The organism is Arthrobacter sp. B1I2 (genome assembly GCF_030816485.1).
Classification (GTDB): Bacteria; Actinomycetota; Actinomycetes; order Actinomycetales; family Micrococcaceae; genus Arthrobacter.
Map to the genome: position 1 here is coordinate 178926 of NZ_JAUSYC010000001.1, position 26042 is coordinate 204967.

Sequence of the window (26042 nt, forward strand, 5' to 3'; positions counted from 1 at the left end):
GCCCGGCACCCATCACTGTATTCCCGGGAGCAGGACGGGGGAAGACGCGGGGCGCGGAACGTTCTTGTCGTAAGTTGGGTTCCCGGGTGCGGAACAGCGGGCGGCGACGCACACTGGAAGCATGGATACACGAATCATTCCGGCCGTGCCAGGGCCTGGACAGGAGTCTGTATGGGACTACCCCCGGCCGCCGCGGATTGAGCCCAGCAGCGAGCGGATACGCATCGTCCTGGGCGGTGAGCTGATCCTTGACACCACGGACTCGCTGCGTGTTCTGGAGACCAGCCATCCGCCGGTGTACTACGTCCCGCAATCAGCATTTGTTTCCGGCGCGCTGGGGCCCGGCGCGGGCAGCAGCTTCTGCGAGTTCAAGGGCGCGGCCAGGTACCTGACAGTGCGGGGAGGCGGGAAGGAAGCGGACGGCGCTGCCTGGTCGTACCCTGAGCCCGCGTCCGGTTTTGAGGCCCTCGCCGACCGGGTGGCGGTCTACCCGGGCAGGATGGACTACTGCGAGGTGGATGGAGAGCGGGTGCGTGCCCAACCCGGACGCTTCTATGGCGGCTGGATCACCAGCCGGGTCGTGGGTCCGTTCAAGGGCGAGCCGGGAACCATGGGCTGGTAGGCGCCGCGCACCGTCATCATGCTCACAACGAATACCCAGACAACTCCCAGAGACTGGGAGCATGATGGGAGCATGAACAAGAACGGTCCAGAAGCCAGGCTGCTTGTTGTGGACGATGAACCCAACATCCGCGAACTCCTCTCCACGTCACTGCGGTTCGCCGGCTTTGAGGTGGTCTCCGCTGGAAACGGGCGCGATGCCCTCGCCGCAGCTGACGCGCACGCCCCTGACCTGGCCGTGCTGGACGTCATGCTCCCGGACATGGACGGCTTCACCGTGACCCGCCGGCTCCGCGCCTCCGGAAAGCACTTCCCTGTCCTCTTCCTGACTGCGAAGGACGACACCGAGGACAAAGTCACCGGCCTCACGGTAGGCGGCGATGACTACGTCACCAAGCCCTTCAGCCTCGACGAAGTGGTGGCCCGGATCCGCGCCGTGCTCCGGCGGACGCAGCCCCTGCTGGACGATGACGCAGTCATCCGCGTCGATGACCTGGAGCTCGACGACGACGCCCACGAGGTGCGGCGCGGCGGTACTGTCATCGAGCTCTCCCCCACGGAGTTCAAGCTGCTGCGCTACCTCATGCTCAATCCCAACCGGGTCCTGTCCAAGTCGCAGATCCTGGACCACGTCTGGGAGTACAACTTCAACGGCGACGCGTCCATCGTGGAGTCCTACATCTCCTACCTGCGGCGCAAAGTGGACATCGACCCCGAGGCCCCTGCCCTGATCCAGACCAAGCGCGGCGTGGGCTATGTGCTGCGGACGGCTGAAAAGCGCTGACCTTGCTGAAGCGGTGGAAGTCGGCCTCGCTCAGGTCGCAGCTGGTGGCCATGATCATGGCCCTGCTGATCGTGGCGCTGACGGTGACCGGAGCGGTCACGCTGACGCTGCTGCACAGTTATCTCCAGGGCCAGGTGGACGACAAGCTGAACGCCGCCGTCGACTCCGCCCGGAAACAGCGCTCGTTCACCCAGCTGCAGGCACCCAGCTCCATTCCCACCGACTATTCCCTGATGCTCTTCGCCCCGGACGAGGAGCCGTACACGTTCGGCGGGGATCCTGACCACCACCCGGACATCAGCGGCATCACGGCGGAGCAGGCCCAGGCGCGCGGACTGGCTCCCTTCCAGGTCCGGGGAACGGACGGGGAAAACTGGCGGGTCGTGGCAGTGACGGTCCAGAACGGCCAAAACACGGCCGTGGTGGTCATCGGCCTGCCCTTGGAGAGCGTTGACGATGTCCTCAAGCATGCCACCCTGGTGGTTACCGGAGTGGGCCTGCTGACGCTGCTGCTGGCCTCGCTCATCGCCAGCTGGACCGTGTCGCGGTCCTTCCGGCCGCTGGCCAGGGTGGAGAAAACGGCGGCGGCCATTGCCGCCGGTGACCTCTCCCGCCGCGTGGAGGTGGAGAACCCGGCCACCGAGCTGGGCCGGCTCAGCAGTTCGCTCAATGCCATGCTGGCGCATATCGAGACTGCGTTCGCAGCGCGGACCGCTTCGGAAGCAAGGATGCGCCGTTTCGCCGCTGACGCATCACACGAGCTTCGCACCCCCCTGGTGACCATCCGCGGTTTCTCGGAGCTGTACCGCCATGGTGCCCTGGCCACGGACGAAGACGTGGCCACTGCCATGGGCCGGATCGAAAGCGAAGCCAAGCGCATGGGTTCCATGGTTGAGGACCTGCTCCTGCTGGCCCGCCTCGATGAGCAGCGGCCGTTGCAGCAAAAGCCGGTGGACCTTCAACTGATCGCCCACGACGCCGTGGTGGACACCCAGGCCAGCGACCGGTCCAGGCTGATCTCTCTTACGGGGCTCGATGGCGGGTCCGCGGCGCCGGCTCCGGTCCTCGGGGATGAAGCCAAGCTGCGCCAGGTGGTGGGCAACCTTGTGGGCAACGCCTTGCGCTACACGCCGGAGGGCAGCCCCATCGAACTCGCGGTCGGGGTCCGCGGGACCGGCGGTGAGGAGCGCTCGGTCATCGAAGTACGGGACCACGGGCCGGGCATTTCGCAAGAGGATGCAGCCAAGGTCTTTGAACGCTTTTACCGCGCCGACACCTCGCGCACCAGGGAGACCGGCGGCAGCGGTCTTGGGCTCGCCATCGTGGCTGCAATCGTAGGGTCCCACGGCGGCTCCGTGCGGGTGGAAGAGACCGACGGCGGCGGCGCCACGCTGGTGGTCAGCCTTCCGCGGCGTGAGCACGCACCTCGCACTGACGGCGGGGACGGGCAGGAGGCAGCGGCCGGCCGTGCCGCCAACGCCAAGGGCAGCGACGGATCGGTTATCCACATATAGCCGCGGGCCATGGCTGCCCCCTGCCTCAGCTCCGTAGGCTCGTCCCAGCAGCCCGGACCCGCCGGGCGCGGGGGTTCCCCGCCCGCCGTATCGAAAGGCACAGCCATGAGCATCATTTCCGTCGACACTGAATTACTGCAGCTGAAGTCCGCAAACGTGCAGGCCACCGTGGACCGGATCAGCGCGGACGTGCAAACAATGAAGCGCGGCCTGGACGAGCTGCAGGGGTCATGGCGTGGCTCCGCGGCCGCCAACTTTCAGGCGCTCATAACCGAATGGACCATCACCCAGGGCCGGGTGGAGGCGTCGCTGGCCTCCATCAACGCGGCCCTGGCCTCTGCCGCCGCCACGTATGCCCAGGCGGAGCAGGGAAACACGCAGCGGTTCAGCTGACCCCCCCGGCCTAGGCCTCCGGGGTTCCCTGGTGGAACCGCAGCCGCCACCGGCCGCCGTCCAGGACCCACAGCGAGCTGCGAAGCGTGGTGCCGGAGCGAGCGAAGCTTCGGTACGTGAGCAGGACAGCGCTGCTGCCGATGCGGTCAGCACCCAGTATTTCAATGTCGGTCCGTTCCCCGGGGTCCTCCTCGAGGGCCATCATCATGGCGTCCCGGGTCCAGACCCTTCCCGAGCTGCCGATCTCCATGAAGTCCGGGTGGAGAAGGACGGCGGTCCGGCCGATGTCGCCCCGCACCAGCGGGCCCAACAGCTCGCGTTCGAGCTCTTCCACCAGCGCCTCGGGCGGGATGGAGCGGGCCTGCTGTGACGCCTCGGCCGCTTCCAGGGCTTCCGTGTCCAGCTCACTGAACAGGTCAAGTTCATCGAAGGCTGAGAGCGGTTCAGGAGTGGCCCGCGGCTGGTTGGTGCCCGTTCCCGGCGCTTTGCCGCCGGCCGCAGCCGCGTTGCCGGCCGGTGCTGCTGGCCGGCGGGCGGATGCGGCAGCGGGGATGTCCAGGGTGGCTGGCGGGAGGCCGACGGAGGGCGGCTGCGCGTCCAGGGCCCGTCCAGAGGTGCCTGGGTGGTGCCCGCCAGGAAATCCCGGCCCGGACCTTGCTGCCACTCCCTGCTGGTACGCCGTGGCCGCGGCCCTCGCCCGTTCGTCCGCAGCCTCATTCAGGTCGTGGCCGGCGTGGCCCTTGACCCACTCGAACGTGTAGGTCCGCCCGGCCAGTTCACGGTCCAGTTCCTTTAGCAGCTCCACGTTGAGGACCGGCTTTCCGTCGGCCTTGCGCCACCCCTTGCGCTTCCACCCCGGCATCCACTTGGTGATGGAGTTGATCACGTACTGGCTGTCGCATAGGATGCGCAGGTCTTCCCCGGGCAGGTGCGCGGTGGCACGGAGGAGGTCCAGGACAGCCATGAGCTCCCCCTGGTTGTTGGTTCCGTGCGGCCAGCCGCCTGCGCGCCAGCAATTGTCATTCACATACCAGGCCCAGCCGGCCGGGCCGGGGTTTCCTAAGGCCGAACCATCAGCCGCTGCAGTAATCGTCACCGGTCCATCCTGCCAGAAGCAACTGACACTGGCCTGGCCGACCTATTGGAAAGCGTTTACCAGAAGATCTTGACGGGAACACCTATCTCGCGAAACAATCACAGCATCACCTGAGAAAACGGTTTCTGCCATGTGGTTTGGCTCCGGCTAACACGCAGCCACGGCACGAAGGAAGCCAACCCGGAAGGAAAATCAATGACGATTCCAGTCGTAAGCCGGCGCCGTTTCCAGCTCGGCGCCGCGGCCCTGGCCCTGTCCATCCTGGCCACGGGCTGCGGTGCACCCGGCGGCTCCGCCGACAATGGCCAGGTGACCTTGCGGTTCGCCTGGTGGGGCAATGAATACCTGAACGGACAGACGGACAAGGTCATCGCGGCGTTCGAGGCCTCGCATCCGAATATCAAGATCAAGGCGGAGCCGGGCGAATGGTCCAGCTACTGGGACAAGCTGGCAACAAAGACTGCCGCCAATGATGCGCCGGACGTTATCCAGATGGACCAGAAATACATCGCAGAATACGGCGGCCGTGGCGCATTGTTGGACCTGTCCAAGCAGAACGGCATCGACACCTCCAAACTGGACAAGGAAGCACTTGGCTCCGGTCAGTACGATGGCGCACAGTACGGCCTGAGTACGGGCCAGAACGCGTACGTCATTATGGCCAATACCAAAGTCTTCGAGGCGGCCGGCGTTCCCCTCCCCAACGACGAAACGTGGACCTGGAAAGACTTCATGGACACGGCGGCGAAGATCAGCGCGGCCGGTGACGGGAAGACCTACGGAGCCGCTTATGGCAGCAATGAAGCCGACCTCATCATCTGGCTGCGCCAGCACGGCGAAAATCTCTACTCCGGAGACGGGAAGCTGGACTTCAATACGGCAACCGCCTCGTCATTCTGGGAACGACTCAAGGAACAGCGGGATTCCAAGGCCAGCCCGCCGGCCACCGTGGCCACCGAGGATGCGGGTGCCGGACTGGAGGAAAGCCTCTTTGGGACGAACCGGGTGGCCATGGCCTGGTCGTGGACCAACCAGCTTGGTTCGCTTGCATCCACCACGGGCAGCAACATCAAGATGCTCCGCGCGCCCAGCGCCGACGGCTCCGCCGCCGCAAATGGAATGTACTACAAGCCCAGCATGTTCTGGTCAACCTCGTCGCGCTCAAAGCATCCCCAGCAGGCTGCGGAGTTCATCAACTACCTGGTCAACAGCCCCGAGGCCGGGGGCATCCTGATGACGGACCGGGGCGTGCCCACCAATCCCGAAATCGTCAAGAGCATCACGCCCACCCTGAAGCCGGCTGACACCAGTGTCGTGTCCTTCCTCAAGGACATTGCCCCCGATGTAAAGGACGCGCCGCCGGTGCCGCCCGTCGGCTCCGGCAGCGTGCAGAACGTCGTCAAGCGTTACACGGATGAAGTGCTGTATGACCGGCTGACGCCGCAGGCCGCGGCGGAAGCCTTCAAGAAGGAGGTCCAGGGGATGCTGGACTCGGCCCGGAAGTAATTCCGTCCAGAGTTTTTGGACAGATACGACGACTTCAGCCCACGCCAAGTCCGCATATCTGTCCAAAAACTCCTGGGACAAAAAATGCGGCCCCCTCGCAAACGAGGGGGCCGCATTTTTTGGTTGGCGGGACAGATCCCGGCAGGAAGGCTTAGAAGCCGCCCATGCCTCCCATGCCGCCCATGTCGTCGCCGCCTGCGGGGGCAGCATGCTTCTCCGGCTTGTCGGCCACCACTGCTTCGGTGGTGAGGAACAGGCCGGCGATGGATGCCGCGTTCTGCAGGGCAGAGCGGGTTACCTTGACGGGGTCGTTGATGCCGGCGGCCAGCAGGTCGACGTACTCGCCGGTTGCTGCGTTCAGGCCGTGGCCGGCGGGCAGGCCGCGGACCTTGTCGACCACAACGCCCGGCTCGAGGCCGGCGTTGAAGGCAATCTGCTTCAACGGGGCGTCGATGGCAACGCGGACGATGTTGGCGCCCGTTGCTTCATCACCCGTGAGGTTCAGGTTGGCGAAGGCCTTGAGGCCGGCCTGAATGAGGGCCACGCCGCCACCGGCGACGATACCTTCCTCGACGGCAGCCTTCGCGTTGCGGACTGCGTCCTCGATGCGGTGCTTGCGTTCCTTGAGCTCAACTTCGGTGGCGGCACCGGCTTTGATGACGGCAACGCCGCCGGCCAGCTTGGCCAGGCGTTCCTGCAGCTTCTCGCGGTCGTAGTCGGAGTCCGAGTTTTCGATCTCGGCGCGGATCTGGGAAACGCGGCCTGCGATCTGGTCGGCGTCGCCGGCACCTTCGACGATGGTGGTCTCGTCCTTGGTGACAACAACCTTGCGGGCCTGGCCCAGGAGTTCCAGGCCGGCGTTCTCCAGCTTGAGGCCAACCTCTTCGGAGATGACCTGGCCGCCGGTGAGGACGGCGATGTCGGCGAGCTGGGCCTTGCGGCGGTCACCGAAGCCCGGAGCCTTGACGGCGACGGACTTGAAGGTGCCGCGGATCTTGTTCACGATCAGGGTGGCCAGAGCCTCGCCTTCGATGTCCTCGGCGATGATCAGCAGCGGCTTGTTGGACTGCATGACCTTTTCCAGGACAGCAACCAGTTCCTTGACGTTGGAGATCTTGGAGTTGACGATCAGGATGTACGGGTCTTCGAGGACCGTCTCCTGGCGCTCGGTGTCAGTGACGAAGTAGGCGGAGATGTAGCCCTTGTCGAAGCGCATGCCTTCAGTGAGCTCGAGCTCCAGGCCGAAGGTGTTGGACTCCTCGACCGTGATGACGCCTTCCTTGCCCACCTTGTCCAGGGCTTCGGCGATGAGGGCACCGATCTCGTCGTCACCGGCGGAGATGGAGGCGGTGGCCGCGATCTCTTCCTTGGTTTCGATTTCCTTGGCGGAGTCAAGCAGTTCACGGGTGACGGCGTCAACAGCCTTCTCGATGCCTCGCTTGAGGGACAGCGGGTCGGCGCCGGCGGCAACGTTGCGCAGGCCTTCCTTGACCAGCGCCTGGGCAAGGACGGTCGCCGTGGTGGTACCGTCACCGGCAACGTCGTCGGTCTTCTTGGCAACTTCCTTGACCAGCTCTGCGCCGATCTTCTCGTAGGGGTCGTCCAGTTCGATCTCCTTGGCGATGGAAACACCATCGTTGGTGATCGTGGGGGCGCCCCACTTCTTTTCGAGGACGACGTTGCGTCCACGCGGGCCGAGGGTGACCTTAACGGCGTCGGCGAGGGTGTTCAGGCCACGCTCAAGGCCGCGGCGTGCCTCTTCATCAAATGCAATGATCTTGGCCATAACGGCAGTAGTCCTTTCGGGACAGTCGTTAAGAATGAACCTTCGCTGCAGTGCCCGCGACGGACGATCCTTTGACGGGCGGCCTCTGTATGCCTCCGCGTGGGGATCTCACTGAAGTGAGGTGTTTCTTTCGCTCCTCGAACCGGTGCCGCGCGCCGCCGGCCGGAACCAGGCTTTGCTTTAGCAGTCGGTACGTCAGAGTGCTAACTCAATAATTAGCACTCCCCAGGTGAGAGTGCAAGCGAAAAGACGCCGGACGGACGCGTAAAGCAGCGGCTTCGCCCAGGGCGATCAGCCGGATTGTCCTGCCGTCTCACGCCCGGTGGGGCTGGGGTTGTTATCCGGTCCGTACGTAAATACGGAGAAAACGGCGGTGGTGATGTCCCCGTGGGAATCGAAGGCAACCGGGCCCGATTCGCCGTCGTAATTGACGTGCGGGCCGGAAGCGAGCCCACCCAGGCACTCTTTGTATGTCCGGCACGGCGCGGCCGGCGCTCCAGTTCCTGTGGCCGCCGTGCCGCCGGATACAGCCCCGCCGGATACCGGGATCAGGTTGGCGGCGATGGATCGTCCCGCATCGTCCTGGGCCTTGGCCGCGGCCAGGGCCGCGAGGGTCACCGCGTCATAGGTTTCGGCAGCGTAGGAGACGTCCTCCAGGGATGGATCCACGCCCAGCAGTTTTTCCTGGAAGGCGGCGGTGGGGAGCTGGCCGGGAACGACGGCGCGGGCGCCGTCGAGGACCCGGGATGCGAGCCCGGATCCGTAGCGGGCGAAGGCGCCGTCGCTGAGGATGATCCGCGAACCGCTGATGCCGGCGTTGTTCAGCTCGGCCAACGCGCCCTGTGCGCCCTCGCGGGCTATCAGGACCACGGCGTCGGGCTTGGCTTTGCCGGCCGAGCGTGCGCCTTCGGCCGCATTGCCAGGCTTGAAGCCGGCCCCGGGCAGGACCGTGAGTCCGGACTGTTGGGCAGCTTCCGTGACGGCGGCCGACAGGTCCTTGCCGTAGGAGCCTTCCTGGTGCAGCACGCTGATGGTTGCGGCACCGGCGTCCTTGGCAAGTTTGGCCAGCACGGGGCCTTGTGCGACGTCGGCTGCGGCGGTCCGGAAGTAGTAGCCTCCGCTGGCCATGCCGGAGAGGCCGGCAGCGGTGTTGGCCGGCGAGATGAGTGGTATGCGCGCGTTGGACAGGACGTCCACGGCGGCGGCTGCATGGCTGGAATCGGTTGGTCCGATCACCACATCCGCTTTGGCGGCCGCCAGGCTGTTCGCCTGCTCCGCGGTTTCCTGGTCCTGGCGTACCGGAAGCAGCTCCACGGGCCGGCCCTTGTGTCCGCCGGCAGCATTGATGTCCTTGATGGCCAGCTTGGCGGCGGCCAGCTGGGGTGCGTTGAGGAAGGCGGTGTCGCCGGTGTTGTCCAGGATCAGGCCTACCCGGAGGACACCGTCTCCGGAAGCCTCCGGCGCGTCCACCCTGGCGTTGCCGCCGGTGCCGGAACAAGCTGTAACCGCAAGAACGGCTCCCAGGGAAACGGCGAGCGCTGCGCGGACGCGGACTGCGGAACGGTGGAACGGCATCACTGGACGGGCCGGACGTCTTCCGCCTGGGGCCCCTTTTCGCCCTCGCCCACTTCCAGCTGTACCCTCTGGCCCTCATCGAGGGCGCGGTAGCCCTCCCCCTGGATCGCGGACCAGTGGACAAAAACGTCGTCACCGGAGCCGTCAACGGTGATGAAGCCGTAGCCCTTTTCAGCGTTGAACCATTTGACGGTTCCCAGTGCCATGATGAACAACTCTTTCCGTTAAGGGCCGGTGGGGACGGGACCGTCCGGGTAAAGCCCGGCCGGTCATGGGCCTGGAAATCACTCTAGCCAAGCCCGCCGCAGGGCGCAGGCTGCGGCGGGCCCGTGACGGGGAACGTTATGCAGGCGTAACTGAAGCGGGTGCGGCTACCGGTATCCGGGGCCCAGCACCACCACGAGCGGCACCTGGAATTGGGTGCTGTTTACTACGGTGGGGATGTTCAGCAGCTCGGCGAGCGCCTCTGCGCTGGCCAGTTGCTGGGGGCCGGAGTAAAAGATCACCGAGGATTTCTGCGGGGCGCCGGACCAGTTGCCTACCTGGCCGAGAGGCCATCCGTCGGCCTGGACAGTTCCGCCAACCCGACTGGCCAGCCCTGCCGTGCCTGCGGCGTTGTAGACGGCAACTGCCTGGCTCTTGTCGACGACGGCCTGCTGGGTTGCGGAAACGGTCGGCTGGGGCTCAGGATCGTTAGCCTGCGTTGGCCCTGCAGAGGCAGAAGGCGCCGGTGCGGCAGGGGGTGCGGACGCTTGCGTGGCCGGCGGCGTGGAACCGGTTCCGGCCAGCGGGGCAGATTCCACGTTTGCCGATGCCTGGCTCGCCGTGGCGTTGAACCCAAGCTTGGGAAGGATCAGGAAGGACACCAGTCCAATGGCCAGGGCAGCCATTCCCACCGCAAGGATGGGCCACAGCCGTACCCGGGACGGGGCCGAGGCCGTCCGGTGGACACCTTGTCGCGACGCGGCCTCCGGGACCTTGTCGAATTCATCGCGGGCGTATCTGGTCATGGTGGAAGGACATCCTTGTTAATTGCGGCTGTTGTCCCGGCCTTGGGGCGTGCTAAGCGTCGGATCCCAGGCGCCGGGCGGTGCGCGCACGGTGGCGCGACGTACGTAGTCTACGCAATCTCTTCACGAGCATGGGATCGTGGGCCAGGGCATCCTCGCGGTCGATCAGTGCGTTGAGGAGCTGGTAGTAGTGGGTCGCCGAGAGGTCAAACAGGTCCCGGATGGCCTGTTCCTTGGCCCCCGCATACTTCCACCACTGCCGTTCCAAAGCCAGCATCTGCTGTTCACGCTCGGAAAGGGAGGACTCGCGGAGGGTGAAATCCGCCAGGAGGGACTTCCGTGGATCCTGCTCCGGCAGGTGTTCCCGGGCCGGTTCTGCCACGGCACACTCCTTCGCTGGTTACGGTAAATGTCTTACCCCCATGCTACCGGTCGAATAACACCAGTGTCGTTCGCACCTGCTCCGCCTGTTGGCCTGTTCCGGGAGCCGGCTCACGGGGCGTCCTGCAAGAATGGAACGATGTTTGAATCGGATGCGCTCTTCGAGTTGCAGCAGGACCCGGCGGACACCATCCGCTTCGCTGACCTCACTGAACTGCCCCTCGCAGAGCTCATGGCTCCTGACTGGGCAGCGGCCCTGCAGGACGTGGAAGGCAAGCTCCGGTCCGTCCTGTCCTTCCTCGCTGCTGAAGAGGCGGCCGGGCACCACATCCTGCCGCCGCCGTCGAACGTCCTGCGCGCTTTCCGCCGGCCGCTCGCCGCAGTGAAAGTCCTCATCGTGGGGCAGGACCCCTATCCCACGCCGGGGCACGCCGTGGGGCTGTCATTCTCGGTCGACCCACGCACGCGGCCCATCCCCCGCAGCCTGGCAAACATCTACCGGGAGCTGGAATCGGACCTGGGCATTCCGCCGCGGGTCCATGGCGACCTGTCGGCGTGGGCGGACCAGGGCGTGCTGCTCCTGAACCGGGTGCTCACGGTCCGCGCGGGGTCTGCCGGCTCCCACCGGGGCAAGGGCTGGGAGGAGATTACGACGGCGGCAGTCACCGCACTGGCGGGCCGCACGGCACCGGACGGGTCCAGGATGCCCCTGGTGGCCATTTTGTGGGGCAAGGAGGCTGAGGGCGTCCGGCCGCTCCTGGCAGGCGCCCCCGCTGTCACCAGCCCGCACCCCAGCCCGCTGTCCGCCTCCCGCGGGTTCTTTGGTTCCAGGCCGTTCAGCCGCGCGAACGACCTGCTCCGGGAACAAGGTGCGCCGGCCGTAACGTGGGAACTCCCGCCGTCGCCCTAGCTTAGGCTTGCCTTATGAGCACCGTCCCCGCCGCCACCAGCGCCACGAAGAAGAGCCGCCCCCAGGTCAACCTGACCGTGCTGCGCAAGGAACAGCTGTCCCCGCACATGGTCCGGATCGTGGCCGGCGGAGAGGGCTTCAGCGACTTCACCACCAACGGGTTCGTGGACCGGTATGTGAAGATCGTCTTCCCGCAGCCCGGCGTGGACTACCCCTCCCCCTTGGACCTGTGGGCCGTCCGGGAAACCATGCCGCGCGAGCAGTGGCCGTTCACCCGGACCTACACGCTGCGCTGGGTGGATCCGGAGGCCCGGGAGCTGGCAATCGACTTCGTGGTCCACGGCGATGAGGGCCTGGCCGGCCCCTGGGCGGCCGGCGCCGAGCCGGGCGCGACACTCACCTTTACCGGCCCTGGCGGCGCATACAACCCCAACCCCGAGGCGGACTGGTACCTGTTTGCCGGTGATGAAGCGGCCCTGCCCGCCATCGCGGCCTGCATTGAAGCCCTTCCTGCCGGCGCCGCAGGCCTCGCGTTCCTGGAGGTCGGATCCGACGAGGATATCCAGCCGATCAACGCCCCCGCCGGGCTGAAGATCACCTGGCTGCCGCGCAACGGGGTCCCGGCAGGTTCCAGCGACCTGCTGGTCAAGGCAGTGGCGGAGGCCGAGTGGCCCGCCGGCACCGTGGATGTTTTTGCGCATGGCGAACGCGGCTACATGAAGTCGCTCCGCGAAGTCTTCTTCAAGCAGCGCGGCCTGGATCGCCGGCAGGTGTCCCTCTCCGGATACTGGGCGCAGGGCCGGGTGGAGGATGTGTTCCAGGCCGAGAAGAAAATGCCCGTCGGCCAAATCTGACCGGGCCCGATCTGACCGGGCCGGGCCAGAACTGACCGCGCCGGCTGAGTACAGCTAGCGCCGGCGCGCCCGGCGCCGCTCGTTGCTCGCCAGGCTCCGGGTCAGCGGACGGGCCAGCACGTCGCCCAGGACGATCCCGCCGGCCGTTCCCAGCACAATGGCCCCGGCGCTGAGCATTCCCCCGGCGCCGGCGAGGATCTCGGACTCCTCAACGGTGAGGACATACATGGACCGGAAGATCGTGAGGCCCGGCAGCAGGATCAGCGCCGCTGGAACGGCCACCACAAGCTGCGGTGCACCCATCCGCAGCGCCACAACCCGTGCCAGCAGGCCAATGATGACCGCGGCCATGGCAGGTGCGAAACGGTCCCCGATGCCCAGCAGGCCGCAGCCGAGCAGCACCAGGTAGCCTGCCACGCCTACGGCTGCCGTGGGCAGCAGGAGTTTCCAGGTGGTCTGTTCCGTGATGCCGATGGCCATCACGGCGGCGGCCACGAAGATGATGAGGACCCACAGATCGTAGGCGGGCGGGAAGGTTTGCGTGACGTCGATGCGCTGCAGCCCGGTCAGCTCACCCACCACGAAGGCAACGGCGATTCCGGCAACGATTGCGCCGAAAGTCAGCAGCGTGGACAGGAACCGTCCCGCCGCCGTCACCGGGAAGCCGTTGATGGCGTCCTGCACGGAGGACACCAGGCGTCCGGTGGGCAGCAGCAGCAGGATGCCGCCTACCACCACGATGGACGGCGACGCGCTGAGCCCGAACTGCCAGAGCAGCAGCGCCAGGATGGTGACCACGAAGGAGCAGCTGGCGGTGATGAAGAAGTCCGGTACCCGCCAACGTCCCAGCTGCCTGGCCAGCAGGCTGTTGCCGATGTTGGCCATGAACGCTATCGCCGAGGACACCGGTCCGCCGCCGAGCACGCCAACGAACACGGCGGCGAACACACCGAAGGCCGCGGTCACCATCCAGCGCGGGTACGGTTTGGGACTGGTGATGGCCTCGTTCAGGCGGCGAATCGCTTCGTCACGGCCCACCCCGCCGGCGACGATATCCGTGACCAGCTGGTGCACCTTGGCCAGCCCTGCGTAGTTGTTGGTCCAGGAGCGCACCACGCGCAGCAGCGAGATGGGTGTCTGGTCCTTGGGAGCGTAGTTGATGCCCACGGACTGGTTGGTGATGTCCACCTCGATGTTCTTCAGCCCCAGGGCCGCGGTGACGGCAATGATGCTGGTTTCCACCTCGAGGGCGCCGGCACCGTACCGGAACATGGTCTCGGCCAGGTGCAGGGCGAAATCCAGGGTTTTGCGGGCGGACGTGTCCACGCCACCCACCTGGATGGTGGGGTTGGCGTACGGACTGCCGGCCAGCCGGTCCACGATGCTCAAGGGAGCCGTGGGCGGATTCTCGCCCTGCACCAGGCGGCGCAGCATCCTCCGGGCAGCAACATCCTGACGAAGCTGCGCAGGGGTCATCGGTTCAGTCTTGGGCAGGCCGTCAGTCTTCGGCCTGCGTCCGGGCCGTTCGGGCCGGTCAGTCATGCCCGCTTCCTCCCTGTGCGCGGTTGGTGGACGGTCAGGCTGCACGCTTCAGCGGCAGCTTGCCCAGCAGAGTGCGGGCAGCCGCCGCGGCGGACCTGGCGAGCCGGTTGGCATGGAAGACGGCGGGGCGCACCGGCAGGACGAAGTCTCCCAACAACTGGACCACTTCCCCGCCGAATCCCTTCTTGAATTCGTATCCGCCGTGGCCTTCCTCGTCCTGTCCGGAGATGCCGAACGTGCCGTAGAAGTTGTACCGCGGGTACCCCTTCTCGAGGGCATGCAGCATCATGCCCCAGTACAGGGAGGTTGCGCCGTTGAAGTAGATGTAGTCCTGGACGGTGCCGCCGATGACGCACACCACCTCATCGCCGTAGCAGACGAAGTGGATGGCTGCCACGGTGGCAGTCCCCACGGAGTCGGGGAACCTTTCGATGTCCTTCAGGCTGCGCTCGTAGCTGTCCACGAGGTCCTGGACCACTTTGAGCCGGTTGGCCTTTTTCTTGCTGCCGGTCTCCTCAACCTCACGGCGGAGATCGGCTGCAGTGGCTGACTCCGCAGCCAGGCGCTCAGTGATGGATTTACGGTAGGCCGGGATGTCGATCTTGGCCATCATCAGCTTGGTGAATTCCGCGGAGGTGGTGCGGAGGAGGTGTTCGTAGTAGGCGCGTTCGCGGTAGACGAATCCTTTTTCGTCACCGGCCCGGCTCAGGGTCCCGTAGAAGTCGTCCAGGGTTTCCAGGGTGGCCTGTTCCAGGAAGACGCCGTTCTTTTCCGCTTTGCGGATAGCTTTGCGGGTCCGGTAGCTGGTGCTCATGATCAGTTCTTCGGCATCCTGGATGCCCACGAGATTCTTGATGAACATCCAGTTGACGTTGACGAAGTTCATATCCAGGCCCTGGTGCCGGAACCCGAGCCGTTCCAGGTCCGCCACCAGGGGCCGGTTGTCCTCGGTTTCGGGGTGTTCGGCGCCGTCGGCGTCCCGTGCGATGTACCTGACGTTCGGCGAGATCCGCAGTTCAGCTGCTTTGCGGCCTGCCGCGTGCCGGCGGAGAAGTCCGACGACGTCACCCACCAGGTTCCGGTCCGTGTAGTCCATGAGGGGGCCCTTGGCGCATTCACAGACGGTGTAGCCCAGGCGGGTTGTGGTGTAGTTGAGCTTTCCTGCCGCCACGAGTTCCCCGTTGCGCCGGACCCCGAAGAGTTCCACCTGCTGGCCGCGGTCGCGCTGGAAACGGGCAAAATCGGTGGACTGCAGGAAGCTGTTCTGCGGGTGCTTCAGGGCGAAGGCCTCAAATTCGGCGTCGCTCAGGTTGGCGTATTCAAGCCCGGTAGCGGCGGAAACTGGATTCAAGGGGTGACCTTCTTCTGGACTCTTCGCGGCCGGGTGGGCACGCGCTGGCGGGCGGTGTTCGGGACGGGCGGCAAGGGTGCGTGCGGCCCGGCGGTACATGGCTTTGCGGGTTTGCGGCTGCGGGTCAGTAGAACTGCTGGCCGGTCCGTGCGGTTTCAATCCGGCGGAAGACTTTTTCGCCGCCGTTGACCCAGAGCCGGTGCCGCAGCGGGGACAAGACGTAGTCGTGGCAGCCCACGAAGTCGGTGACCCGTTTTGGTGAAGCTGGTCTTGAACATGCCCATTCCGTAGAGGTTGTGGGTCTTGTCCTTGATGCGCGCGGCCGGCGGGGCCCCGCAGAAGTCGTACTCAGTGCAGCCGAGCTCCTGCATCCGCCGGATGGCCGCCCACTGCACCAGGTGCGAGTCGCCGTACTGCTTGCGGTTCTGGGTGGAACCGCCGTCCTTGTAGGTTGCCTTGGCACCGTAGTTGATGACGAATGCGCCCACGCTGGGCTTTCCGTCCTCGTAGGCGAAAAAGAAGTTGCCCTGGCCGCGGTTGCAGAACTCGTCCCAGAACCGTGCGTAGTAGTCGTAGCTGCGCAGGGGCATGGATCCCTTGGCGTTGACGGTGTTGGCCATCAGGTCGTACAGGGCGCGGTAGGTCTCAGGCCCCTGTTCCTGCCGGACCACCTGGCAGCCCTCGCGCTCGGCGCGCCGGATGGCATTCCGGGCGCGCGAGGAAATGGCTTTGAACACTTCCTCTTCAGTGCCCGAGATATCAAGCAGGGCGGTGGAGTCGTTGGACTGGATATTGGGCGCCTTAACCAGGTTGGCCGCGCGCAGTTCCCCCTGGGCTTCGTCGGAATCGACGATGTCCGGTTCCACCTTGATGGTGAAGACGTTCAGCTTCCGGCTGCGGACAAACGCTGCGCAGGCTTCAAGGGCGGTTCCAAGGTCCGCGGCATCCGCCAGGTCGGGGCCCTTGATCAGGTACCACAGCCGTCCCAGGACGGGGAAGTTTTTCTCCAGCACGAGGTTGTAGCTGGGATGTCCGTCGTTTTCCAGCACGAGGAACCGGACTTTCCAGCCGCTGCCGTTCTTGACCGATGCGTAGGCTGCCGACTGCAGCATGTTGCCGCCATTCGGGTTGGCCGTGACGTGCTTGTCCCAGTTTTCAATTTCCTCGGCGGTGGCAAAACGTGCGGTGAATTGTCGCAAGGGGGCCTTGTCCAATCGGGTCTGAGCGCGGTTTCGGTACTTCTGGTTGCGTGCGGACATGCAGCCTCAAGTCTAAAGCCTGATGTGCTTTCGGCTTTTCCCCGGCGGGCCAGGCAAAGTGCCATCTACTTTGCCAGCTGCACCTTGACGCCGCTGTTGGCGTTCAACAAGGGTGGGGGGTATGAGGCCGGACAGGGAAAAGACCACAGCCCGCACGGAAAGCGGCGAGCAGCCCTACAGGGCCGGGGTTCAGGTGGCTGCGCTTGCCGGGTTCCTGGTGGCGTCCCTGCTGGTGGCCGGGCTGGGCGGCCTGGCCTCGGCGGCCAATGTCACCGGCTGGTACGCCACCGCGGACAAGGCCCCCTGGTCCCCGCCCAACGGCGTGTTTGGTCCTGTCTGGACCATTCTGTACACGGCAATGGCCGTCGCCGCGTGGCTGGTATGGCGCAGGCGGACCAACAGGACACGGCCGGCCATGGCGGTTTACGCCATCCAGCTGGTCCTCAATCTCGCCTGGACCCCTGCGTTCTTTGCCCTCTACCCCGCCCTTGGCATTGCTGCCTTGTGGCTGGGGCTGGCAATCATCCTTGCCCTGATTGCCGCCGTCGCGGTGACGGTTCTTTATTTCGGTCCCATCAGCCGCACGGCCGGGCTGCTCCTGCTGCCCTACGTGTCGTGGCTGGTGTTCGCTGCCAGCCTGAACTGGTGGGCGGCAGCGCACAACTAGGCGCCGGCAAGCAGGTCAGCCTGCCGCCGCCGGAACCTCTAGCATTCGACGACGTTGACGGCGAGTCCGCCCATGGCGGTTTCCTTGTATTTGGAGCTCATGTCCTTGCCGGTTTCGCGCATGGTGATGATAACTTCATCCAGCGAGACCCGGTGTGTGCCGTCGCCCCAGAGCGCCATTTTTGCGGCGTTGATCGCTTTCGCGGCGGCGATTGCGTTCCGTTCAATGCACGGGACCTGGACCAGCCCGCCGATCGGATCACACGTCAGGCCCAGGTTGTGCTCCATCGCGATCTCCGCGGCGTTCTCCACCTGCGCCGGGGTCCCGCCCATCACCTCGGCCAGGCCCGCGGCGGCCATCGAGGACGCGGACCCCACTTCGCCCTGGCAGCCCACCTCGGCCCCGGAGATGGAGGCCTGTTCCTTGTAGAGCACCCCGACGGCGCCGGCGGCGAGCAGGAACCGCACCACCACGTCGTCCCGGTCCTGCTGGGTGGCTTTGTCCATGCCGGGGGCGAAATGCAGCGCATAAAACAACACTGCAGGGATGATCCCGGCCGCGCCATTTGTTGGCGCGGTAACCACCCGGCCGCCGGAGGCGTTCTCCTCGTTCACCGCCAACGCCACCAAGTTAACCCACTCCTGCCAATACCGCGGGTCATACGGGCCCGCGTCCCACTCCCCGTCCTGGTCCTCGTCCCGGGTGTCCGCGGACTCCTTCTTGAGCCGCTCGTACCAGTCAGGAGCCCGGCGCCGGACCTTCAACCCGCCCGGCAGCACCCCTTCACGCTTCAGGGATGTGGCCACACAGTTTTCCATCACCGACCAGATGTGCAGCAGCCCGGCCCGGATTTCCCCCTCACCGCGGGAGGCTTTTTCATTGACCAGCATGACGTCGGCGATGCCCAGCCCGGTCACAGCGCAGTGTTCCAGCAGCTCGGCAGCGGTGCGGAACGGCAGCGGCAGCTCCTCCTTGGACGCGTCCAGTTCCTGCTGCGCCGCGTCCTCCAAACCCTCACGAACTATGAACCCCCCACCGACCGAGAAGAAGGTGGCCGTGTGCAGCACCCCACCTCCGGCGTCGGAGACCGTGAACGTCATCCCGTTCGTATGCCGAGGCAGCACCGTCAACGGCCGCAGCACCATATCCTTCACCCCGTACGGCAAGGACACCGACCCGGCCAGCTGCAACATCCCCGTGTCCGCGATCGAGGCCAGCCGCTCCTCCACCTCCTCCGGCAGGATCAGCTCCGGATGGTACCCCTCCAACCCCAGCAGGACCGCGGTCATCGTGCCATGCCCATGCCCCGTCGCCGCCAACGACCCATACAAGTCCACCCGCAACGACGCCACGTCCGCCAGCTTGCCCGAAGCCTTCAACTCCTCCGCAAACACGGCAGCAGCCCGCATCGGCCCCACAGTATGAGACGACGAAGGCCCGATCCCAACAGAAAAGAGATCAAAAACGCCAACAGCCATAACGGGTATTCCTAACGAGAAGTTGAGAGTTTTTGGGCAGATACGAGGACATAAATGCCCCTCAAGTCCGAATACCTGCCCAAAAACTCAAAGTGACGGGGGCCGGACCCGACGGGCAAAGGCGACCAACGGAGACGCACCTTACTTGGGGCGGCGGTAGAACGGGAGGTCGACGACTTCGAACGGCTCCGCCTTGCCGCGCAGATCGATGTCGAGGGCGGTGCCCGGCGCAGAGTACTCGACGTCGACATAGGCCATGGCAATGGGGTAGCCGAGGGTGGGCGAGGGCTGGCCCGAGGTGACCTCACCGACAGGGGCGCCGTCCTTGAGCACGGGGTAGTGCGCGCGGCCGGCGCGGCGGCCCTGGCCTTTGAGCCCCACGAGCCGGCGGCCGGAGGTGCTGCCGGCGCCGGCTTCCTTCATGGCTGCCAAGGCGGCTTTGCCGACGAAGTCGCCTTCCTTGGAGAGCGCGACGACGGCGCCCAGGCCGGCGGCGAACGGATCGCCCTGCAGCGACAGTTCATTGCCGTACAGGGGCATCCCCGCTTCGAGGCGGAGGGAGTCGCGGGAGGCGAGCCCGGCCGGGGTCAGTTCCCCGTCCTCGGCGATGGCGACCAGTGCCTGCCACAGGCCGGGGGCGTCGTCGTTGTCCACGAAGATCTCGAACCCGTCCTCACCGGTGTACCCGGTGCGTGCGAGCAGGAGTTCCGTGCCGGCGCCACCCACCAGGAGCGGAACGCTGGCGGCGGCGTAGTACTTCAATTCCGTCACCAGCGGGTGCTGCGCGGCCGGTACCAGGCGCAGCAAAAGTTCCTGGGCCTTGGGGCCCTGGACGGCGATCAGTGATGTCCGGGCCGAGGCATCCTCCACCACCACATCAAAGCCAGCAGCCCGCTCCTGCAGGGCTGCGGCCACCGCGGTGGCATTGCCCGCGTTGGGCACCACCAGGAAGACGTCGGTACGGCCTCGGGCGTTACCAGCGGCCGGGGGACGGCGGTAGGTGATGAGGTCATCAATGATGCCGCCGTCCTCATCGCAGATCAGCGAATACTTGGCCTTGCCCACGGCCATGGCGGAGATCCTGCCCACCAGCGCGTAGTCCAGGAACGCGGCGGCCTGCGGACCGGTCACCCAGACCTCGCCCATGTGGGAAAGGTCAAACAGGCCCGCGGACTTACGGACAGCGTGGTGCTCGGCCAGTTCCGAGCTGTACTTGAGCGGCATCTGCCAACCGCCGAAGTCCGTGAAGGAAGCCCCGAGCTTTTTGTGCTCGTCGTAAAGGGCGGTGTAGTTCTCGGTCATGGTGCCGGTCCTTAGTTTTCGAAGTCTTCGAGCGGCGGGCAGGAGCAGATCAGGTTCCGGTCCCCGGCAGCACCGTCGATGCGGCCCACTGGCGGGAAATACTTGTCCTGCTTGTGGTGGGCTGGGAACGCGGCCTGCTCGCGCGGGTAGGCACGGTCCCAGTCGGAGCTGACGACGGCGGCCGCCGTGTGGGGTGCGCGGCGCAGGGGCGAGTCCGCCACGGCAAAGTCGCCGTTGGCCACCTGGTCGATCTCCCTGCGGATGCTGATCATGGCCTCGATGAAGCGGTCGATCTCCGCCAGGTCCTCGGACTCCGTGGGCTCCACCATCAGGGTGCCGGCGACGGGGAAGGACAGGGTGGGGGCGTGGAAGCCGAAGTCGATCAGCCGCTTGGCCACGTCCTCCGCGGTGACTCCGGTCCTGGCTGTGAGTTCACGCAGGTCCAGGATGCACTCGTGCGCCACGAGGCCGCCTTCCCCGGTGTACAGGACCGGGAAGTGCTCGTTCAAACGGGAGGCGACGTAGTTCGCTGCCAGCAGGGCGGATTTGGTGGCCTCGGTCAGTCCTTCGCCGCCCATGAGCTTTACGTAGGCCCAGGAAATCGGCAGCACGCCGGCCGAACCGAACCGGGATGCGGAAATCGGCACGTCGGTGGCGCCGGACCCTGCGTTCCAGGTGGTGGCATCGCCCGGCATGAAGGGTGCCAGGTGCGCCTTGGCTGCGACCGGCCCGACGCCGGGTCCGCCGCCGCCGTGCGGGATGCAGAAAGTCTTGTGCAGGTTCAGGTGGGAGACGTCCCCACCGAACTTGCCCGGCTGGGCCAGGCCCACGAGCGCGTTCAGGTTGGCGCCGTCGATGTAGACCTGCCCTCCGGCAGCATGGACAGCGTCGCAGACCTCGCGGACGTCCCCGTCATACACGCCGTGCGTGGACGGGTAGGTGATCATGATGCAGGACAGGACGTCCCTGTTGGCTTCCATCTTGGCCGTCAGGTCGTCGTGGTCGATGGTGCCGTCGGACGCGGTGGCGACGACGACGACCTTCATGCCCGCAAGCACGGCGGAGGCAGCGTTGGTGCCATGCGCTGAGGCCGGGATGAGGCAGACGTTGCGCTGCGCCTCGCCCCGGGAGTGGTGGTAGCCGCGGATCGCCAGGAGCCCGGCGAGTTCGCCCTGGGAGCCGGCGTTGGGCTGGATGGACACCTGGTCGTAGCCGGTGATCGTGGTGAGGTCCGCTTCCAGGTCCGCGATGAGTTCACGCCAGCCTTCGGTCTGGGAGTCCGGGGCGAACGGGTGGATGGAGGCGAATTCCGGCCAGGAAATGGCCTCCATCTCGGCGGTGGCGTTCAGCTTCATGGTGCACGAGCCCAGCGGGATCATGGTGCGGTCCAGCGCCAGGTCGCGGTCGGAAAGCTTGCGGATGTAGCGCAGCAGCTGCGTTTCGGACCGGTGGGTGTTGAAGACCGGGTGCTGCAGGTAGTTGGAGGAACGTTCGACGGCGGCCTCCAGCCCAAATCCCTCGCCCTCGGCAACGGAAGCGCCAAAGACGTCGGCAACCTGGGCCACGATGGCCGCCGTCGTGGTTTCGTCGAGGGCGATGCCCACGGTGTCGCCGTCGATGCTGCGCAGGTTGATCCTCCGCGCCTCGGCGTCGGCGATGATGCCGGCGGCCCGTCCCGGGACCCGCACGGTCAGGGTGTCGAAGAAGCTCTTGTGCAGGACCTCAACGCCGGCAGCCGCAAGCGAGGCCGCCAGGACACGGGCGTGGCCGTGCGCCGTTCCGGCGATCGCCTTCAGCCCGTCCGGTCCGTGGTACACGGCATACATGGACGCGACGATGGCCAGCAGCGCCTGGGCAGTACAGATGTTGGAGGTGGCCTTCTCGCGGCGGATGTGCTGCTCGCGGGTCTGCAGCGCCAAACGGTAGGCGGGAACGCCGGCGTCGTCCTTGGACACACCCACCAGGCGGCCGGGCAGCGAACGCTCCAGGCCCTTCCGGACGGCCATGTAGGCCGCGTGCGGGCCGCCGAAGAACAACGGCACGCCAAAACGCTGGGTGGAGCCGACGGCGATGTCCGCGCCCTGCTCACCCGGAGGAGTGATCAGGGTGAGGGCCAGCAGGTCCGCGGCAACGGTGACCAGCGCGCCGCGCTCCTTCGCTGCGGCGATCACGGCGGACTGGTCCCAGACCCGGCCGGAGACACCGGGCTGCTGCAATACGACACCATTGATGTCGCCTTCCGGCAGGCCCTGGGAGAGGTCCGCCACCTCCACCTCGAAGCCGAGGGCTTCTGCGCGGCCTTTGACGATGGCGATGGTCTGCGGCAGCACGTCCACGTCCAGGACAGTCTTGCCGTCGGCCGCGGGCTTGGTCTTGTTCGCCCGGCGCATCAGCAGCACGGCCTCGGCCACGGCGGTTGCTTCATCCAGCAGCGAGGCGTTGGCGATGGGCAGTCCCACCAGGTCCTGCACCATGGTCTGGAAGTTCAGCAGCGCCTCAAGCCGGCCCTGGGAGATCTCCGGCTGGTACGGGGTGTAGGCGGTGTACCAGGCCGGGGACTCAAGGATGTTGCGGCGGATCACCGGCGGGGTCACGGTGTCCGAGTAGCCCTGGCCGATCAGCTGCACTGCCGTCTTGTTTTTTGCGGCAAGCTTCCGCAGTTCGGTGAGGACTTCAACCTCGCTGAGGGCGTCCTGCAGGCGAAGGGCGGTTTCCTGGCGGATGACCTTGGGTACCGCGGTGTCAACCAGGGAGTCGACCGAATCGTAGCCTACGGCTTTGAGCATGGTGTCGACGTCGGCCTGGCGGCGGGCGCCGATATGGCGGTCTACGAAGGTGGTGGAGGCTGGGGTAACCGGCACGAAGGAACTCCATTTACTCAGGCGGCGAAGGGTACGCCACAGCTAGTCGGGTTCCTCCCCGCTCTGTATTGGACCTGAGAGTTTCCGCGTTGCCTGCCTGGGCAGGACCCGCTTGCACCGTCGGTGAGCACAACAGTCTTTTCGCTCCCGGGGGAGGCAGGAACTGCCTGCTGCTTTCCAGAGGTGCCTCGCCGCGGCGGTACAGGGGCCTGCGAGATTCCTGGGGAGGATTTGCTCCTACGGCGCCTGCCTGTACTTCCGGCAGAACTCTCCCGCCGCAGATCAAAGGCTATTCATTTGTTGAATCATGAGGGCCGGTGACAGCCCTCACAACTTTCTATTGTCCTACGCCGCAACCCCTCCCGGCAAATGGCCCGGGCTACCTGCGAAGCCGTTCCAAAGCGGCCAGGAGTTCCTCCACGTCAGCGGCCGCTCCCCCTTCCGGCGCGGGCGCCACGGACAGCATGGCATTGAAGTACAACCCGTCACCCATGTAGAGGACGGCTTTGGCCAGGCCCGGCCCCACATCCGCCGCGATCTCGTCCAGCCACCGCTGCTGGATGGCCGCAAAACGGCGCCGTGTCTCTTCATGCGCCACTTCCGCAAGCCTGGTGGCGGCCACGATTGCACGGTCCAGCGGGGTGTCCGCCCAGACCGAGGAACGGATGAAGTACGCCGCTGCACCTTCACTGGCCGAAGCCATCGCGTCAGCGTCTTCCCGGGCCAGGCCCTCCAGCCGGTCCAGCAGCACCGCGATGAGCGCTTCCTTGCTGGGAAAGTGGTAGAGGAGGCCGCCCTTGGACACCCCGGCCTTGCGGGCCACTGCATCAAGGGTGGCCGCCCGCTCCCCCACCTCGATCAGCAGGGACTCGAAGGCGTCAAGGACCGCGTCACGGGCTACTGGCTTTCGGGGCATGCCTTCCATCATGCCCTCCACCTGGCGCGAAAACGGAATGGCCGCAATTCCAAACTATACCGTCTGGACGGTATAGTTATTTTATGACAACCTCCACCAACAGCTCCGCACCTGCCCGCGGGGGCACCACCGCATCCCGCTCCCCCTGGCGCGACTGGCTGGCGCTGGGGCTGCTGATGTTTCCCGTGCTGCTGGTGGCGGTGGACAACACCGCACTGACCTTTACCCTGCCCGCCATCACCCGCGCCCTGGATCCCACCGGCGTGCAACTGTTGTGGATTGTTGACGCCTACCCCCTGGTACTGGCCGGACTCCTGGTATCAATGGGAAGCCTGGGCGACCGCATTGGGCGGCGGCGGCTGCTGATCCTCGGCAGCATGGGGTTTGCCGGGCTGTCCGCCGCGACGGCCTTTGCACCCACGCCGGAGTGGCTGATCGCCGGCCGCGCAGCCCTGGGATTTTTCGGCGCCATGCTGATGCCGTCCACGCTGTCGCTGATCCGCAACATCTTCCCGGAGCCCAACCGCCGGAGACTGGCTGTAGCCATCTGGGCTGCCGGATTCTCCGGCGGCGCCGCCCTGGGGCCGATCCTTGGCGGGTGGCTGGTGGAGCACTTCTGGTGGGGCGCCGTATTCCTGGTGGCAGTGCCCCTCATGCTTCCCCTGCTGGCGTTTGGACCGGCCCTCATCCCGGAATCGAAGGACCCGGCCCCGGGCAAGGTGGACGCCCCCAGCATCCTGCTCTCCATGCTGGTCATGGTGCCCGTGGTCTACGGCATCAAGGCAGTTGCCACCGAAGGTCCGGGCGCAGCGGGGCTGGGCACCATGGCCTTTGGCGTGGCAATGGGGGTGGTATTCGTGCGGCGGCAGCACCGGCTGGAGAAACCCCTTCTGGACATGTCGCTGTTCCGGAACAGGGTGTTCAGCATGGCCATCACCGCCAACATCCTGGCCCTGTTTTCCTTCAACGGGTTCATCCTGTTCCTGGCCCAGCATCTCCAGCTCCTCGAGGGAATGAGCCCCTCCGCGGCGGGCGTGGCCATGATTCCGGCACTGGCTGCCGCGGTGGCGGCGGGCCTGGTGGCTGTGCCCCTGGTCCGCAAGGTCCGTCCGGGATACGTGGTGGCCGCGGGGCTGGCCTTCAGCGCCACGGGCTACAGCATGGTGGCCTTCGGGGACCACGACGGCGGACCCTCGCTCCTGCTGGCGGCACTCCTGGTCCTGGCCCTCGGCGTGGGCTCGGCGGAAACCATCTCCAACGACCTCATCCTCGGCGCCGCGCCACCGGAGAAATCAGGGGCCGCCGCCGCGATCTCCGAAACGGGCTACGAGGTGGGCTCCCTGCTGGGGACGGCGGTGCTGGGCTCAATCCTGACGGCGTCCTACCAGCGGAACCTGCGGCTGCCCGCGGGACTGGACGGCACGCTTTCCGGGACGTCCCTGCACAATGCCAGGGAAACGCTTGCCGGTGCAGTGGAGGCAGCCAACCTTTTGCCCGCCTCCCTGTCGGCGTCCGTCGCGGACGCCGCGGCCGCAGCCTTTGATTCCGGCGTGCACATTACTGCGGCCATTGGGCTGGTACTGATGGCGACGGCGGCAGTCCTTGCCGCCGTCGTGCTTCGGAAAGTGCCGAAAGCGGCCTAGCACCCCCGGTCAGCGGCCAGGGCCGGCCAGGCAGCGAAAAGGCGCCCGGCGCCGGGGGAATACCTCGACGCCGGGCGCCCTGCGAAACGCCCGCGGCTTCCGCTACTTGGAGTCGGCAGCCGTAACCTTGGCGGTGGGTTTCATGTTTTCGGCCTGCACCATCCAGGCAAACTGCTCCAGCCGGGCGATGAACTCGTGCAGGAGATCCGCAGACGTGGGGTCTTCCTCATCCACTTCGTCATGGACTTTGCGCATGGTGCCCACGGCAGCCTCCATGGCTGCAACGATCCGCTCGATGGCGTCCGCGGTGCTGATCAGCCCGTCAGGGAACTGGGCCAGGCTGGTGGTCTCGGCAACGGTGGAGCTGCGGCCATCCGGCAGCGCGTGCAGGGCACGCATGCGCTCGGCAGTGTCATCGGCGAACTGGCGGGCAGCGTCAACGATCTCATCAAGCTGCAGGTGGAGGTCGCGGAAGTTGGTACCCACGATGTTCCAGTGCGCCTGCTTGCCCTGAACGTGGAGTTCGATCAGGTCCGCCAGGACAGCCTGCAGGTTGTTGGTCAGTGTCGGTGAAGCTTTCATGCATCCTCCTC

The 26042-nt window shown here is 66.1% G+C and carries 22 protein-coding genes, 1 pseudogene and 1 riboswitch; of the genes and pseudogenes, 9 read left to right on the forward strand and 14 right to left on the reverse strand.

Features of this window, described 5'->3' with window-relative positions; translation table 11 throughout:
* Window positions 1–121 precede the first annotated feature (121 nt).
* From QFZ57_RS00820 to QFZ57_RS00835, 4 genes are all read left to right on the forward strand, one after another.
* Complete coding sequence (locus QFZ57_RS00820; protein ID WP_306897255.1) at window positions 122–622, forward strand: DUF427 domain-containing protein; 501 nt, start codon at window positions 122–124, stop codon at window positions 620–622.
* 72 nt (window positions 623–694) lie between these two features.
* Window positions 695–1405, forward strand: a complete 711-nt coding sequence (locus QFZ57_RS00825; protein WP_306632345.1) for a response regulator transcription factor — start codon at window positions 695–697, stop codon at window positions 1403–1405.
* Window positions 1406–1407: 2 nt separating this feature from the next.
* Window positions 1408–2919 carry a sensor histidine kinase gene (locus QFZ57_RS00830; protein WP_306897257.1) on the forward strand — a complete coding sequence of 504 codons (1512 nt, stop codon included), beginning with the start codon at window positions 1408–1410 and terminating at the stop codon, window positions 2917–2919.
* Between the two features lie 105 nt (window positions 2920–3024).
* Window positions 3025–3312, forward strand: a complete 288-nt coding sequence (locus tag QFZ57_RS00835; protein ID WP_306897259.1) for a WXG100 family type VII secretion target — start codon at window positions 3025–3027, stop codon at window positions 3310–3312.
* 10 nt (window positions 3313–3322) lie between these two features.
* Here the strand turns inward: QFZ57_RS00835 and QFZ57_RS00840 are convergent, their stop codons facing one another.
* Entirely contained in the window at window positions 3323–4408 is a 1086-nt protein-coding gene (locus tag QFZ57_RS00840) for a ribonuclease HI family protein (protein WP_306897261.1), read from the reverse strand.
* A gap of 195 nt (window positions 4409–4603) precedes the next feature.
* On the opposite strand from QFZ57_RS00840, the gene QFZ57_RS00845 reads away from it, so the two are divergent.
* Window positions 4604–5914 carry an ABC transporter substrate-binding protein gene (locus QFZ57_RS00845; protein ID WP_306897263.1) on the forward strand — a complete coding sequence of 437 codons (1311 nt, stop codon included), beginning with the start codon at window positions 4604–4606 and terminating at the stop codon, window positions 5912–5914.
* A 151-nt stretch (window positions 5915–6065) separates the two neighbouring features.
* Here the strand turns inward: QFZ57_RS00845 and groL are convergent, their stop codons facing one another.
* The 5 genes from groL to QFZ57_RS00870 all read right to left on the reverse strand — a co-directional run bounded on the left by groL (window position 6066) and on the right by QFZ57_RS00870 (window position 10667).
* Window positions 6066–7700, reverse strand: coding sequence for a chaperonin GroEL (gene groL, locus QFZ57_RS00850; RefSeq protein WP_306632350.1), 1635 nt, complete (start codon window positions 7698–7700; stop codon window positions 6066–6068).
* A 291-nt stretch (window positions 7701–7991) separates the two neighbouring features.
* A complete protein-coding gene (locus tag QFZ57_RS00855; RefSeq protein ID WP_306897265.1) occupies window positions 7992–9275 on the reverse strand; it encodes an ABC transporter substrate-binding protein in 1284 nt (427 codons plus the stop codon).
* Window positions 9275–9481 (reverse strand): cold-shock protein, encoded by a 207-nt coding sequence (locus tag QFZ57_RS00860; protein WP_306897266.1) that lies wholly within the window; start codon window positions 9479–9481, stop codon window positions 9275–9277. The genes QFZ57_RS00855 and QFZ57_RS00860 overlap by 1 nt, the downstream gene beginning before the upstream one ends.
* Window positions 9482–9646: 165 nt before the next feature.
* Window positions 9647–10285, reverse strand: a complete 639-nt coding sequence (locus QFZ57_RS00865; protein ID WP_306632353.1) for a LytR C-terminal domain-containing protein — start codon at window positions 10283–10285, stop codon at window positions 9647–9649.
* A gap of 52 nt (window positions 10286–10337) precedes the next feature.
* Window positions 10338–10667 (reverse strand): DUF3263 domain-containing protein, encoded by a 330-nt coding sequence (locus tag QFZ57_RS00870; RefSeq protein WP_018769531.1) that lies wholly within the window; start codon window positions 10665–10667, stop codon window positions 10338–10340.
* Between the two features lie 138 nt (window positions 10668–10805).
* Between QFZ57_RS00870 and QFZ57_RS00875 the strand changes: the two genes are divergently transcribed.
* Both QFZ57_RS00875 and QFZ57_RS00880 read left to right on the forward strand, forming a co-directional pair.
* Window positions 10806–11576: a uracil-DNA glycosylase gene (locus QFZ57_RS00875; protein ID WP_306897270.1), complete on the forward strand. Its 771-nt coding sequence runs from the start codon at window positions 10806–10808 to the stop codon at window positions 11574–11576.
* Between the two features lie 14 nt (window positions 11577–11590).
* A complete protein-coding gene (locus QFZ57_RS00880) occupies window positions 11591–12430 on the forward strand; it encodes a siderophore-interacting protein (RefSeq protein ID WP_306897271.1) in 840 nt (279 codons plus the stop codon).
* A gap of 54 nt (window positions 12431–12484) precedes the next feature.
* Here QFZ57_RS00880 and QFZ57_RS00885 read toward each other — a convergent pair whose 3' ends face one another.
* The 3 genes and pseudogenes from QFZ57_RS00885 to QFZ57_RS00895 all read right to left on the reverse strand — a co-directional run bounded on the left by QFZ57_RS00885 (window position 12485) and on the right by QFZ57_RS00895 (window position 16582).
* Window positions 12485–13972 carry a threonine/serine ThrE exporter family protein gene (locus QFZ57_RS00885; protein ID WP_306897272.1) on the reverse strand — a complete coding sequence of 496 codons (1488 nt, stop codon included), beginning with the start codon at window positions 13970–13972 and terminating at the stop codon, window positions 12485–12487.
* 34 nt (window positions 13973–14006) lie between these two features.
* Entirely contained in the window at window positions 14007–15323 is a 1317-nt protein-coding gene (locus QFZ57_RS00890) for a peptidoglycan bridge formation glycyltransferase FemA/FemB family protein (protein ID WP_306897274.1), read from the reverse strand.
* 124 nt (window positions 15324–15447) lie between these two features.
* A pseudogene (locus QFZ57_RS00895) lies at window positions 15448–16582 on the reverse strand (lipid II:glycine glycyltransferase FemX).
* A 121-nt stretch (window positions 16583–16703) separates the two neighbouring features.
* Between QFZ57_RS00895 and QFZ57_RS00900 the strand changes: the two are divergent.
* The gene (locus QFZ57_RS00900) at window positions 16704–17249 is read left to right on the forward strand and encodes a TspO/MBR family protein (RefSeq protein WP_306897276.1); all 546 of its coding nucleotides are present in this window, start codon (window positions 16704–16706) and stop codon (window positions 17247–17249) included.
* A gap of 38 nt (window positions 17250–17287) precedes the next feature.
* On the opposite strand, the gene QFZ57_RS00905 is transcribed toward QFZ57_RS00900, so the two are convergent.
* The 4 genes from QFZ57_RS00905 to QFZ57_RS00920 all read right to left on the reverse strand — a co-directional run bounded on the left by QFZ57_RS00905 (window position 17288) and on the right by QFZ57_RS00920 (window position 23806).
* Complete coding sequence (locus tag QFZ57_RS00905; protein WP_306897279.1) at window positions 17288–18727, reverse strand: L-serine ammonia-lyase; 1440 nt, start codon at window positions 18725–18727, stop codon at window positions 17288–17290.
* Window positions 18728–18868: 141 nt separating this feature from the next.
* The gene (gcvT, locus tag QFZ57_RS00910; RefSeq protein WP_306897280.1) at window positions 18869–20029 is read right to left on the reverse strand and encodes a glycine cleavage system aminomethyltransferase GcvT; all 1161 of its coding nucleotides are present in this window, start codon (window positions 20027–20029) and stop codon (window positions 18869–18871) included.
* An 11-nt stretch (window positions 20030–20040) separates the two neighbouring features.
* Window positions 20041–22890, reverse strand: coding sequence for an aminomethyl-transferring glycine dehydrogenase (gene gcvP, locus QFZ57_RS00915; RefSeq protein ID WP_306897282.1), 2850 nt, complete (start codon window positions 22888–22890; stop codon window positions 20041–20043).
* A 187-nt stretch (window positions 22891–23077) separates the two neighbouring features.
* Window positions 23078–23175, reverse strand: a riboswitch (glycine riboswitch).
* 94 nt (window positions 23176–23269) lie between these two features.
* Window positions 23270–23806: a TetR/AcrR family transcriptional regulator gene (locus QFZ57_RS00920; RefSeq protein WP_306632363.1), complete on the reverse strand. Its 537-nt coding sequence runs from the start codon at window positions 23804–23806 to the stop codon at window positions 23270–23272.
* Window positions 23807–23889: 83 nt separating this feature from the next.
* On the opposite strand from QFZ57_RS00920, the gene QFZ57_RS00925 reads away from it, so the two are divergent.
* Window positions 23890–25449 carry an MFS transporter gene (locus tag QFZ57_RS00925; RefSeq protein WP_306897283.1) on the forward strand — a complete coding sequence of 520 codons (1560 nt, stop codon included), beginning with the start codon at window positions 23890–23892 and terminating at the stop codon, window positions 25447–25449.
* 102 nt (window positions 25450–25551) lie between these two features.
* Here the strand turns inward: QFZ57_RS00925 and QFZ57_RS00930 are convergent, their stop codons facing one another.
* Window positions 25552–26031: a Dps family protein gene (locus QFZ57_RS00930; RefSeq protein WP_306632365.1), complete on the reverse strand. Its 480-nt coding sequence runs from the start codon at window positions 26029–26031 to the stop codon at window positions 25552–25554.
* Between the last annotated feature and the right edge of the window lie 11 nt (window positions 26032–26042).